The organism is Candidatus Westeberhardia cardiocondylae (assembly GCA_001242845.1).
Classification (GTDB): Bacteria; Pseudomonadota; Gammaproteobacteria; order Enterobacterales; family Enterobacteriaceae; genus Westeberhardia; species Westeberhardia cardiocondylae.
Window position 1 is genome coordinate 241,137 of sequence record LN774881.1, and the last position, 13,458, is coordinate 254,594.

Here is a 13,458-nt window from a genome sequence, read left to right on the forward strand (position 1 = left end):
TTAAAGAAATAAAATTTCTATTAGGAATTTTTTATTAATATATAAAATTAATATTTATTAAATATTTTGTGTAAGTAATGTAATTTTTCGGATTAGATTTATTGTAAATTTATTCATATATAAAAATATAGAATTCTTTTTCATTAAAAGTCGTAAATAATAGAAAGATAAAGTATAATTATTATTTATAAAGTAATATGAATCTTTGAAGGAACCTGTTATTTTATTTATTTCTAATTACAATTTTTGAATTGATTTAAAAAATTTTTATATCAAATATTTTATTGAGATCATTAAAATGAATAAAGAAGTTCTTTCTGTTATTGAATCTGTTTCTAATGAAAAGGCTATTCCTAAAGAAAAAATTTTTGAAGCTTTAGAAACGGCTTTAGCTATGGCTACAAAAAAGCAATGTGCCCATGATATTGAGGTAAGAGTCAGTATTAATAGAAAATCGGGAAATTTTGTAACATTTCGACGTTGGCTTATTGTAAATGAGGTGATTCATCCTACCCGTGAAATTACCATAGATGCTGTACACATTGATACCCCTCAAGCTCAATTAGGGGAATATATTGAAGATGAAATGCAATCTATAATTTTTGATCGAATTACCACTCAAACTGCTAAACAAGTAATTGTACAAAAAGTTCGCTACGCAGAAAAGATGACAATACTTGAACAATTTCGTGAATATAAGGGAAAAATTATTAGTGGTGTGGTAAAAAAAATAGATACAGATATTATAAGAATGGATTTAGGAAATAATATAGACGCAATAATTACTCGAGAGGATATGTTGCCAAAAGAAAATTTTCGCATCGGGGATCGTATTCGTGGGGTATTATATTCAATACGTCCTGAAGCTAAAATTTCACAATTATTTGTTAGTAGATCTAAAAAAGAAATGTTAATGGAATTATTTCGTATTGAAGTTCCGGAAATAAATGAGGGAATTGTTGAGATTAAATCTATTGCTCGAGACCCAGGTTTTCGAGCTAAAATTGCTGTTAAGACAAAAGATAAACGTGTAGATCCTATTGGGGCATGTGTTGGTATGCGAGGATCTCGCGTTCAAGCTATTTCTGATGAACTTAACGGGGAACGTATAGATATTATTCTTTGGAATGATAATCCCGCTCAATTCGTCATAAATTCTATGTCTCCTTCTGATGTTAGTTCTATAATCTTAGATGAAGATAAACATACCATGGATATTGCAGTTGAAGAAAGTAATCTAGCACAAGCTATTGGTAAAAACGGGCAAAATGTTAGATTAGCTTCGCAGATTAGTGGGTGGGAGTTAAATATTATGACGATAGATGAGTTACAAAAAAAGCGTCAAGAAGAAATTTCTGTATCTTTAAATATTTTTACTAAAGATTTAGGTCTTGATAAAGATATTGCTATGATTTTAATAAATTCAGGGTTTTCTTCGTTAGAAGAATTGGCATATGTTCCAATAAACGAATTATTAGAAATTAAAGAGATTGATAGAAAAACAATTAAAGAATTACGGGAAAGAGCAAAAAGTGTTTTGACTGCAATTACATTGGATAAAGAAAAAAATTCTTATAGTAAAAATGTACCTTCTGAGGATTTATTATCATTACCGAAACTTGATAAAGAAATAGCATTTAAATTGGCAAAATGTGGAATTTGCACACTAGAAGATCTTGCAGAACAAGGAATTGATGACTTATTGGAAATTGAAGGATTAAATAGCAAAAAAGCTGGAGAATTAATTTTAGCAGCACGTAATATTTGTTGGTTTAGCGATAATGTATAATTTCCAATGTAAATAAAATTACGAGGTATTATGACAAATATAACAGTAAAATTGCTTTCCTTAGAAATACAAATTTCTGTAGGGCATTTATTACAGCAATTTTCAGATATTGGTATTAATAAAACTGAATTGGATTATGTAACGAAAGAAGAAAAAGAAATATTATTATTGCATTTAAAAAAAAATCAAGAGAAATATTTGAATAAATTAACTGTGCAAAGAAAAAAACAAAGTACGTTAAACATTTTTAATATAGAAGGAAAGAATAAATCTATTCATATAGAAATAAGAAAAAAGCGCACTTATTTAAAAGAAGATTTGAATGAAAATACCGTTAAAAATGATTTTTTTAAAAAAAATAAAATTGTTAATAATTTAAGTTATTTGAAAAATGAAAATATAGATTTGCAACAAAGAATCAAAAAAACATGTATTTTTGTAAAAAATAAAAAATCTTTTGAAAAGAATAAAATTTCAAAAAACGAAATTTTATCCTTAAAAAACAATTCTAAGAAATCTTTTAAAAACATGAAAAAAGGTTTTGTAAAAGGAAAATTTAAACATAATAGTATATCAATTTCAAAAAAGAAAAATGTTTTTTTGAATGATTCTGCTTACACTAAACATCATACTTTATATAATGAAAAAAAAGAAGATAAATTTAATTATAAAATAAAAAATAAAAAATGTTTTTATGATAGAGCTTTTACGGAAAAAAAAATAAATCGTTTTATACCTAAAAGAAATAAAAAAAAATCATTTTTACCTTGTAATAATATAACTAAAAAATATGAAACTTTAAATTTATCAATTTCAAAACATAATAATATAAATATTAAAAGAACGAAAAATAAATGTTGTATAGTTATTGGGGAGAATATTACTTTATTGAAATTAGCAAATAAAATGTCTATAAAAGTGCAAAAAATTTTTAATATATTGAAAAATTTAAACATTTTTATTGAAAAAGTTGATCAAATTATTTCTCAAAATATTGCAAAATTAATTGCAGAAAATGTGGGTTATAGAGTTGTTTTGTATCGAGAAGATGCAATAGAGACTTCTATAATGTCTAATAGAAATGTTGGCGTTAATTTTGTTCCATTAGTTCGAGCTCCTGTTGTTACTGTTATGGGTCATGTAGATCATGGTAAAACTTCATTGTTGGACTATATTCGTTCCGAAAAAACTGCTTTAAAAGAAATCGGGGGGATTACTCAAAGCATAGGAGCTTATCATGTAAAAACTAAAAATGGAATGATTACTTTTATTGACACACCAGGGCACGCAGCATTTAGTTCTATGAGAACAAGGGGAGTAAAAATTACAGATATTGTTTTGCTAATAATAGCCGCTGATGATGGAATAATGCCCCAAACTGTTGAAGCTATTCAACATGCTAAAACAGAAAAAGTTCCTATAATAGTTGTTATTAATAAAATTGATAGATTGACAGAAAATTTAGATAATATTAAAAAAGAGTTGTCGGGGTATGGAATTTTATCAGAAGATTGGGGTGGGGAAAATCAATTTGTTTATACTTCCGCGAAAACTGGTCAAGGAATTGATGATTTATTAAGCGCTATTTTAGCGCAAGCGGAAATTATGGAATTAAAAGCTATTCATGAAGGAATGGCTAGCGGTATTGTTATTGAATCTTATTTGAATAAAGGGTGGGGACCTGTTGCTACTATTTTAGTAAAAGAAGGGAAGTTGAAATGCGGTGATATTGTTTTATGTGGATTTGAATATGGTAAAATTCGAGCTATTAGAAATGATATAGGACATAATGTTATTTCCGCAGGACCTTCTATGCCAGTTGAAATACTTGGTTTATCTAATACCCCAAATGTAGGTGATAAAATTGTTGTTGTTTATGATGAGAAAAAAGCAAAAGAAGTTGCTACATATCGAAAAGAAAAATTTAGAGAAATTAAATTAGAAAAACAAAAAAAAATTTTTACATTAGAAAATGTATTTTCTATTTCTAATAAAAATAAAATATTTATATTAAAAATTGTATTGAAATCTAATACCAATGGTTCACTTGAAGCTATTGTTAATTCGTTAAAATCGTTATCTAATGAAAAAATTATAGTAAAAATTGTTGGAATGGGTGTAGGTAATATTACAGAAAGCGATGTTGTGTTAGCAGCTTCTTCTAAAACAATATTAATTGGTTTTAATGTCCGATGTGAAGAGTTTGTTCATAAAATTTTAATAGAAGAAAATGTAGATTTTTGCTGTTATTCTGTAATTTATGATTTAATTAATGATGTAAAAAAGAAAATTTTTAATTTTATTTCATTAAAAGATAAAAGAAAAATTATTGGTTTAGTTGAAGTTCGTAATATTTTTCGTCCAATATCATGTAATATGATGGTTATTGGTTGTGTTGTGATAAAAGGTGTTGTGAAGCGTTATAGTAAAATTCGTGTATTACGTAATAGAGAAATGATTTATGAGGGAAAAATGGAATCTTTGCGTAGATTTAAACATGATGTTAATGAAGTTCAAAGTGGAATGGAATGTGGGATTAGCATAAAAAATTTTCATGAAGTTCGTTTAAAAGATATAATTGAAGTGTTAGAATGAAAAATAATATAAGATAAATTTATAATTATTTTATATCAGATTTTATATTAAAACTTTAATTTGTTAATTAATGTAAAAATTTTGGTGTTGAATTAAATAAAATGTTAACAAAATGCATTCGTACAAAACGTGTTGCGAAAGAAATGCATAAAAAGATTTCTTTTATTTTACAACGTTTTGTTAAAGATCCTAGGATTGGTATAGTTACTATTTCTCATGTTACTGTTTCTAGAGATTTAAGTTATGCTAAAGTTTTTGTTACTTTTCTTAATTTTCGGGAAATAGGAAAGATAAAAATTGCTATCAGATTATTACAAAATATGTCTAAATTAATTCGTCATTTGATTATAAAAGACATAAAATTGCGTTTGTTTCCTAAATTAACTTTTATTTATGATAAATCTTTATTAAATGGAATAAATATATCTAGATTAGTTGAAAAACTTAATAGAAATAATTTATTTAAATAATGTGAAATATTGAAATTAAAAATTTTATATAAAATTTTTTATGTATTATCGGAACATACATGGAGTAGTCTTTTTAGATAAACCGGTGGGATTATCTTCTAATATTTTTTTACAAAAAGTGAAGGTTTTGTTGCGTGTAAATAAGGCAGGTTATATTGGAACATTAGATCCTCAAGCATCCGGTATGTTGCCAATTTGTTTTGGGGAAGCAACAAAATTTTCTCAATATTTATTGAATACTAGCAAACATTATCGGGTTGTTGCTAAACTTGGAGAAAAAACTGATACATTTGATTCTGAAGGAAATATTATTAATATAAGACCTGTAAATATTAATCTTCATAAATTAAAAATTGCTTTATCTTCATTTTTTGGAAGAATTAATCAAATACCTCCGATGTTTTCAGCTATAAAATATCAGGGTAAACCACTGTATAAATATGCTAGAAAAGGTGTTTTTTTTTCCAGAAAAGTAAGATCTGTTTTTGTTTATAATTTAAAATTAATTTATTATGATAAAATAAGTATTGCAATAGATATTATTTGTTCAAAAGGTACTTATATTCGAGCTATTATTGATGATTTAGGGGAAAAACTTGGTTGCGGAGCTCATGTGATTTCGTTACGGCGTTTGGGTATTGGTATTTTTTCAAGTTCATGTATGGTAGATTTTGAAAAATTAAAGTCTAAATTATATGAAAAAGATGTTGAAGATTTATATAAAAAAGAATTTTTCTCAATAAATAATATTTTATTAGATATGCCTATAATTAATTTATCGTCCCATATTGTAGAAAAAATAAAATGTGGGGAATCGGTAATAATTTCTACAAATTTGTTAAAAAGTGGATTAGTATGTTTAATTGAAGAAAATATTAATAAAAATTTTATTGGAATTGGAAGGATTAGTATTTCTACCGGTAAATTAATTCCGGTTCGTTTAGTAACAAGAAATAAAATTGTAAAATCGTTTATATAAAATATAAAAATTTTTCTAAATTTTTAATATTTTTGTATTTTCTTTAAAAGAAAATTGGAGCTTTTGTGTTATGTTAATAGATAGTCAATCAAAAAAAAAAATTATATTAAAATTTGGTAATACTACTAAAAATAGTGGTTCTTCTGAAGTGCAAATTGCAATTTTAACTTTTAAAATTAATCATTTACAAAACCATTTTTTGGTTCATAAAAAAGATCATCATAGTAGATGTGGTTTATTGTATATGGTATCTAAAAGAAAAAAATTACTTAATTATCTAAGAAAAAAAAATGTTTCTATTTATATAGAATTAATTAAGAAATTAGGATTACGACATTAAATACTATTAGAAAATTTTTTGAAATTATTGATATTAATTTAATTTTGAATTTAATATTTAACTAAACTAATGCTAGTTATTAAAAGAAAATATTTTATTAAAAATAATAAAAATAACTAATGTATATAGAATATAATTTGAGTGATATGAATGTAATTTTTATATATGATTTTATATCTATATCTGATATAATGAAATTTGTAGATCATTTTATTTTTAAAAATATTTTGCATATTTTAAAAAGGAAAGTATTGTGTTAAGTTCTGTAATTAGTAAATTCCAATATGGAAAACATATTGTTACATTGGAATCAGGTTTGATTGCCAGAAAAGCTACTTCTTCAATTATGGTTAGTATGGATGATACAGTAGTACTTGTTTCTGTAGTTGTGGAAAAAAAAGAAAAGTTAGGGAAGAGTTTTTTCCCTTTAATTGTAAATTATCAGGAAAGAGCTTATGCTGCTGGCAGATTTCCAGGGGGTTTTTTTAGAAGAGAAGGAAGACCAAACGAAAACGAAGTATTAGTTTCTCGTTTAATTGACAGATCAGTTAGACCTCTTTTTCCAGATGATTTTTTTGATGAAGTGCAAATTGTTTCTACTGTAATGTCGATTGATCCTCAAATTAACCCTGATATTGTTTCTATTATTGGTGTTTCTGCAGCACTTAGTATATCTGGTATTCCATTTAACGGACCTATTGGGGCTGCACGTGTTGGTTATATTAACGAAAAATATGTTTTAAATCCTACTGTAGATGAATTACGTATTAGCGAATTAGATTTAATAGTTTCTGGAACTAATGATGCAATATTGATGGTAGAATCAGAATCAAATTTATTAAATGAAGACAAAATATTAAACGCAATTGTTTATGGGCAAGAAAAGCAAAGAGTAATAATTGAAAAAATTAATAAGTTAGTTTCTGAAATAGGAAAAAATAAATATACATGGAATTCTTTAGCGAAAAATGAAAAGATTTCTTCAAAAATTTCTAAATTAGCTAAATTTGATTTGGAAAATGCATATAAAATTTTTGATAAAAAAGAAAGGTGTTGTGTTATTGATTCAATTAAAATGAAGGTATTAAAATTTTTTTCAAAAGAAAATGATGATGTAAATGAGGATGAAATTGAACTTATTCTAAAAAATATAGAAAGAAATATAATTCGAAATCGAGTTTTATGTAATAAGTTTCGTATTGATGGTAGAAAAAATAATGAAATTCGCGATGTAAATGTTCGCGTAGGTATTTTCCCTCGTACTCATGGTTCATCATTATTTGTTAAAGGGGAAACTCAATCTTTAGTAATTGTGACTCTTGGAACTGAGCGTGATGCACAGAATATAGATGCATTAACTGGTGATCGTATTGAACGTTTTTTATTTCATTATAATTTTCCTTCATATTGTGTTGGAGAAATAGGCATGATTGGACCCCCTAAACGTAGAGAGATTGGCCATGGAAGATTGATTAAACGTTCTATGATGGCGGTTATGCCTTCCATTGAAGATTTTCCGTATACTATTCGCGTGGTTTCAGAAATAACAGAATCGAATGGATCTTCTTCTATGTCATCTGTATGTGGAGCATCCCTGGCTTTAATGGATGCAGGAGTTCCTATAAAATTTGTTATTGCTGGTATTGCTATGGGTTTAGTTAAAGATGGAAATCGTTTTGAAATATTGTCTGATATTTTAGGAGATGAGGATCATTTAGGGGACATGGATTTTAAAGTTTCTGGTGGTAAAAAAGGTATTACAGCATTACAAATGGATATTAAAATCGTAGGAATAACTCACGATATCATAAAAATTGCATTAAAAAAAGCGAAAAGTGCTATTTTGTCTATAATTGATAAAATGGAAAAAATTATTGATCGTCCAAAAAAAGATATTTCTAAATACGCTCCTAGAATTTATATAATTAAAATTAATCCTGATAAAATAAGAGATGTCATTGGTAAAGGAGGTTCTATTATTCGCGCGTTAACTGAAAAAACAGGTTCGGTTATTGAAATTAAGGGGGATGGAACCGTAAAAATAGCTTCTGTAGATATTGAAAAAGCTCATTATGTTATTCGTTGTATTGAAGAGATCGTTGATGCTAAAATTGAAGTAAATCGTGTTTATAATGGAAAAGTAACCAGAATTGTTAATTTTGGTGCTTTTGTTTCTATTGTTGGTGGAAAAGAAGGTTTAGTTCACATTTCTCAAATTACTAATAAACATGTGAAAAAAGTGGATGACTATTTAAAGTTAGGACAAAAAGTGTTAGTAAAAGTTTTAGAAATAGATAATCAAGGTCGTGTTCGTTTAAGTATTAAAAAAGCAAAATAATTATAAAATATTGATTATACAAATATTAAATTGTAAAATATTTAAGTTTCACATATCATAAAACAGATATTTAGATAAATAAGAATTATTTTTAATTTTAGATCATTTGTTTTTAAGAAAATTATTTATTATATTGAGAATCATATGTAATGTTGTGATTTACATTGAAATCGAGTTTTTATACATTATTTGTAATTATGATTTTATATGAAAGTAAATATACAAATGTTTTTTATTAAATTTTATTTATTTATAATATTAAATAGAATCGTAAGTTTATGTAGAAAATTTATTTTTCTAGAGAATAAATTTGTGTGTTTTGATTTTATTTTTTAAATTAATAAAATATATTTTATTTAGTTTTTATTAAATTATAAAATTAAAAAAATTCGCATTTTATATATAAAATTATTATATTTCAATATAAGGGTATTTTATATTTAATTTTATTTTAATATGAAAATAAATTTCATTTTGAATATTTTTATAAATTTTAGGAAAGAATCAATGTTGAAAAAAAATAATCTTGAAATGTCAGGAATTGTGTTAAGTACACTTCCTAATACTATGTTTCGCGTGGAATTAGAAAATGGACATATGATAATTGCACATATATCTGGTAAAATAAGGAAAAATTATATCCGAATTCTTACAGGTGATAAGGTTACTGTAGAATTAACTCCTTATGATTTAAATAAAGGAAGGATTATATTTAGAAATCGATAAAATTCATGATTAGAAAATTTAAATTTATTTAATCTAAAAAATTTAGTGTATTAATTTTTATAATTTTTAGATTAATAATTTTCTATTTTATTTTGAATTTTTAAATAATAAAATAAAATCAAATTCAAAGAATATTCTTACAATTAAATTTAATGAAATAATTTTATAAAAAAAATAATTTATTCAAATATTTTTCAGCATCTAATGCTGCCATACAGCCAGTTCCTGCTGAAGTAATTGCTTGTCTATATTGATTATCTGTAACATCTCCTGCTGCAAATATTCCCGGTACAGAAGTAGAAGTAATGTTGTTTTTTTTAGATTTGTTGGTGTATATATATCCATCTTCTAATTTTAGTTGATTTATAAATAAAGAAGTATTCGGATTATATCCTATTGCAATAAATATACCAGAAATTTCTAAATATTTTTTAATATTTGTGTCTATCTTTTGTATATATATTCCAGTGATTTTTTTGTTGTTTCCTCTAATTTCTTTCAAAATATGATTTTTGTGTAAAATTATATTACTATATTTTGATTTATTTATTATTTCTTTAATAAGAATCTTTTCTGCTTTAAAATTATTACTTCGATGAATTAAATGAACTTCTTTTGCTATTTTAGAGAGATATAAAGCTTCTTCTACAGCTGTGTTTCCTCCACCGATTACCGCTATTTTTTTATTTTTGTAAAAAAAACCATCGCATATAGCGCAAGTAGAGATTCCTTTTCCTTGATAATTTTTTTCATTATGTATTCCTATGCTTTTAGGAACAGATCCAGTGGCAATAATTAATGCATTAAAAGTATATTTATAGTTTTTACTTTTCAGATAAAATGGTTTTTTTTTGAAATTTACTTTAGTTACATGATCATGAATAATATTCGTGCCAAATTTTTTTGCATGAATGTGCATTCTTTCCATTAATTTTGATCCAGTTATTGTTTTTGGATCTCCTGGCCAATTTTCTATTTGGTTAGTATTAATTAATTGTCCTCCTTTTTCTCTTCCGGTAATAAGAACTGGTTTTAAATTAGCTCTAGATGCATATATAGCTGCAGTGTATCCTGCTGGACCTGATCCCAATATAAGTAATTTACTATGTTTTTTTTTTTTCATATTTAATGTATGAGTTATAAATTTTTTAAAGTTTTAGTTTAAAATCAGTATTTTAATTATTTTAAAAAACGATTTAGTGAAATAATAATCTTATAAAGAGTTTTTTAAATTATTTTTATATATCAATTCTTATTTTTTATAAGAAAAAATTCTACATTTTATATTCTATTTTAGAATTCATTGTTTTTATATAAAAATCTACTGTTAAATATGATCTTTAGTTGAATGTCATATTTTAAATATGTAAAATTATATTATGTTTTTTTTATAATGTCTAATAATTAACAAAAATTTTGTGAATATTTGGTATATTTTTGGTATAATGTTTAACTGTAATAATTATATAAATTATCTTATTAAAATTTTTGTAATTCTATATTTTATAAATTTATAGATTTTGTATTTTACACATTTACTTTTAAATTAAATTTTATTTAATATATTTAGATATTGTGATTTATTTAAATTTAAGTATATTTATACAATTTTAAAAAATTAATTTCAATAAATTTTTGTAAATTCATTAAAGTATTTTGATAAATAACATATGAAATATTTTAATATAAAAGCTTACAAATTTTTTTGGCATGTTGTTTAATATTGTAATATATTTAAATTAATAAGTTATTTATGGAATAAATTTTTAAAATTTTTCATATTAATTAAATATAAAATTATGCTTGATTATAATTTATTACGTGACAAACTTGAAGTAATTTTTGAAAAATTATCTAGAAGAAATTTTTTATTAGATATCAAAACTTTTAAATGTCAAGAAAAAAACAGAAAAATATTACAAAATAAAATGGAAATTTTACAACAAAAGAGAAATTTTTTATCTAAGATTATAGGAAAAAGAAAAAGTTGTGGAAAAGATGTAACAAAATTATATAAAGAAGTTAAAAAAATTAATTTAGATTTAAAAATAAAAAAAAGTGCATTCAATATTTTAAAAACAAAAATACATGATTATATGTCCTTGTTACCAAATATTCCAGATAATACAGTTCCGTTAGGGATTAATTATAAAAATAATGTGGAAATTTTAAAATGGGGTATTCCTAAAAAATTTGATTTTTCTATTCGAGATCATGTAGAATTAGGAAGTATTGTAAATGGATTAGATTTTTCTTCCGCATCAAATTTAACTGGTTCACGTTTTGTAGTCATGTGTGGAAAAATTGCTTATATGCATAGAGCATTAGTGCAATTTATGTTAGATGTGCATATTGAGAAACACGGATATTATGAATATTCAGTTCCTTATTTAGTCAATCATACTACATTATATGGAAGTGGACAAATCCCTGTTTTATTTAATGATTTATATCATGTAAATAATGTAGTTGAAAAAAAACAAATAAATTGTCGCAATATCTACGCTTTAATCCCTACAGGAGAAGTTCCTTTAGTAAATTTAATGCGAAACAAAATTTTTAACGAAGAAGTTCTTCCAATAAGAATAATTTCGCATACTCCGTGTTTCCGATCTGAAGCCGGTTCATACGGAAAAGATAGCAGAGGACTAATTCGTATGCATCAATTTGAAAAGGTTGAAATTGTTCAAATGGTACATTCAAAGCATTCAATGCAAGCTTTAGAGGAGATAACCAACCATGCAGAAAAAATTTTACAATTATTAAATTTACCATATCGAAAAACTCTTTTATGTTCTGGGGATCTCAGTTTTACATCTTGCAAAACTTATGATTTAGAGGTTTGGTTGCCTTCAAAAAATGATTATTGCGAAATTTCTTCTTGTTCTAATACAAGTGATTTTCAAGCACGAAGAATTAAGTCTCGTTATAGGACAAAACATGATAAAAAGTTGCATTTTGTGCATATTTTGAATGGATCTGGATTAGCTGTTAGTAGAACATTAGCTGCAATTCTTGAAAATTATCAATTAATTAATGGTGATGTAAATATTCCGTTAGTTTTGCAACCTTACATGAAAGGCTTAACGCATCTTAGTTCGTGTTAAAAAATATTCATAATATTTTGAAATATATAATGATTTTAAATTATTAAATAATAAAAATCAAAAATAATGTTTATAAATTTTATTTTAATAAAGTTATTTTAATTTATTTTAAATATATAATAAATATTTTATTATTTTCGATTGTTTCATTTAAACAATGAATATATTTTAATATTAAATATTGAAAAAATTTTTTGTATATTTTATATATAATATATTTTAGTAAATTATAAAAATACAATAAGTAATTGTGTTCATATAAATTTTTTCAAAAATATTTTTTAAAATGATTTTTAGTAATTATATTACAAAGATTGTATTTTAGGATAAAGTTTGATTTAATAAAATATGTAATTAATATTGTTAGATTTTTTATTGATTTTACTCGTGAATTTGTTAAGAAAAATAATTCTAATTGTGTTTTGTATAAATTTATGCGGGAGTGGCGAAATCGGTATACGCACCAGATTTAGGTTTTGGTACTTATAAAGTATGCGAGTTCAAGTCTCGCCTCCCGTATTTTATTTTTTTGTGTAACATTTTTAATTGAAATTTTGGGGTATAGCCAAGCGGAAAGGCAGCGGGTTTTGATCCCGCCATTCTTAGGTTCGAATCCTGATACCCCAGATTTTTAATTATTAAAATTTTGCAAAATATATTCTAATTGATTTTAGGATTATTTTTATAAATTTGGCTACGTAGCTCAGTAGGTTAGAGCATAGCATTCATAACGCTAGGGTCACAGGTTCAAATCCTGTCGTAGCCATTTCAAAATATATAAGCAATATTAATAAATATGATATAAAATTATAAATAAATTTTTTTGTAAAATGCAAAATTTAATTTAAAAATGTACTTTAATGATATTTATAAAAAAATGATTTTTGAAAAATTTTATTAGATAAATTTTCAAATTTAAATAAGGCACACATTGAAATTTTGTAAATAATTCATAAAATTTTAACAAATTAATATATGAAATATAATTTGAAAATAAATTTTATTATATTAAATTCAAAAAAATATTAGTTTTAGGAATATTGTATATTTTATATAGAATAATTATATAAATGTTGATATCTTAAAATATTGAAATGTTAATATTAAATTATTT

At 24.2% G+C, this 13,458-nt stretch carries 9 protein-coding genes and 3 tRNA genes; 11 read left to right on the top strand and 1 reads right to left on the bottom strand.

Annotated elements, in window-relative coordinates:
• Positions 1-298: 298 nt before the first annotated feature.
• The 7 genes from nusA to infA all read left to right on the top strand — a co-directional run bounded on the left by nusA (position 299) and on the right by infA (position 9,237).
• Positions 299-1,789, top strand: a complete 1,491-nt coding sequence (nusA, locus tag WEOB_RS00985) for a transcription termination factor NusA (protein ID WP_281264043.1) — start codon at positions 299-301, stop codon at positions 1,787-1,789.
• A 30-nt stretch (positions 1,790-1,819) separates the two neighbouring features.
• The gene (gene infB / locus WEOB_RS00990; protein WP_281264044.1) at positions 1,820-4,384 is read left to right on the top strand and encodes a translation initiation factor IF-2; all 2,565 of its coding nucleotides are present in this window, start codon (positions 1,820-1,822) and stop codon (positions 4,382-4,384) included.
• A 101-nt stretch (positions 4,385-4,485) separates the two neighbouring features.
• Complete coding sequence (gene rbfA, locus WEOB_RS00995; protein ID WP_281264045.1) at positions 4,486-4,854, top strand: 30S ribosome-binding factor RbfA; 369 nt, start codon at positions 4,486-4,488, stop codon at positions 4,852-4,854.
• 40 nt (positions 4,855-4,894) lie between these two features.
• A complete protein-coding gene (gene truB, locus WEOB_RS01000) occupies positions 4,895-5,833 on the top strand; it encodes a tRNA pseudouridine(55) synthase TruB (protein ID WP_281264046.1) in 939 nt (312 codons plus the stop codon).
• A gap of 70 nt (positions 5,834-5,903) precedes the next feature.
• Complete coding sequence (rpsO, locus tag WEOB_RS01005; RefSeq protein ID WP_281264047.1) at positions 5,904-6,173, top strand: 30S ribosomal protein S15; 270 nt, start codon at positions 5,904-5,906, stop codon at positions 6,171-6,173.
• A gap of 253 nt (positions 6,174-6,426) precedes the next feature.
• Positions 6,427-8,511 carry a polyribonucleotide nucleotidyltransferase gene (gene pnp, locus WEOB_RS01010; RefSeq protein ID WP_281264048.1) on the top strand — a complete coding sequence of 695 codons (2,085 nt, stop codon included), beginning with the start codon at positions 6,427-6,429 and terminating at the stop codon, positions 8,509-8,511.
• 507 nt (positions 8,512-9,018) lie between these two features.
• On the top strand, positions 9,019-9,237 hold the full coding sequence (infA, locus tag WEOB_RS01015) for a translation initiation factor IF-1 (protein ID WP_281264049.1): 219 nt from the start codon (positions 9,019-9,021) through the stop codon (positions 9,235-9,237).
• A gap of 163 nt (positions 9,238-9,400) precedes the next feature.
• Here the strand turns inward: infA and trxB are convergent, their stop codons facing one another.
• Complete coding sequence (gene trxB / locus WEOB_RS01020) at positions 9,401-10,360, bottom strand: thioredoxin-disulfide reductase (RefSeq protein ID WP_281264050.1); 960 nt, start codon at positions 10,358-10,360, stop codon at positions 9,401-9,403.
• 676 nt (positions 10,361-11,036) lie between these two features.
• On the opposite strand from trxB, the gene serS reads away from it, so the two are divergent.
• From serS to WEOB_RS01040, 4 genes are all read left to right on the top strand, one after another.
• Entirely contained in the window at positions 11,037-12,344 is a 1,308-nt protein-coding gene (gene serS, locus WEOB_RS01025; protein WP_281264051.1) for a serine--tRNA ligase, read from the top strand.
• Between the two features lie 436 nt (positions 12,345-12,780).
• A tRNA-Leu gene (locus WEOB_RS01030) sits at positions 12,781-12,863 on the top strand.
• Positions 12,864-12,899: 36 nt separating this feature from the next.
• Positions 12,900-12,971, top strand: a tRNA-Gln gene (locus WEOB_RS01035).
• A 65-nt stretch (positions 12,972-13,036) separates the two neighbouring features.
• A tRNA-Met gene (locus WEOB_RS01040) sits at positions 13,037-13,110 on the top strand.
• Positions 13,111-13,458: the final 348 nt, after the last annotated feature.

Excerpts from the sequence above, each read along its gene's own strand:
- rbfA (WP_281264045.1), top strand. The coding sequence starts at position 4,486 with ATGTTAACAAAATGCATTCGTACAAAACGTGTTGCGAAAGAAATGCAT.
- infB (WP_281264044.1), top strand. The coding sequence starts at position 1,820 with ATGACAAATATAACAGTAAAATTGCTTTCCTTAGAAATACAAATTTCT.
- serS (WP_281264051.1), top strand. The coding sequence starts at position 11,037 with ATGCTTGATTATAATTTATTACGTGACAAACTTGAAGTAATTTTTGAA.
- rpsO (WP_281264047.1), top strand. The coding sequence starts at position 5,904 with ATGTTAATAGATAGTCAATCAAAAAAAAAAATTATATTAAAATTTGGT.
- trxB (WP_281264050.1), bottom strand. The coding sequence starts at position 10,360 with ATGAAAAAAAAAAAACATAGTAAATTACTTATATTGGGATCAGGTCCA.
- infA (WP_281264049.1), top strand. The coding sequence starts at position 9,019 with ATGTTGAAAAAAAATAATCTTGAAATGTCAGGAATTGTGTTAAGTACA.
- nusA (WP_281264043.1), top strand. The coding sequence starts at position 299 with ATGAATAAAGAAGTTCTTTCTGTTATTGAATCTGTTTCTAATGAAAAG.
- truB (WP_281264046.1), top strand. The coding sequence starts at position 4,895 with ATGTATTATCGGAACATACATGGAGTAGTCTTTTTAGATAAACCGGTG.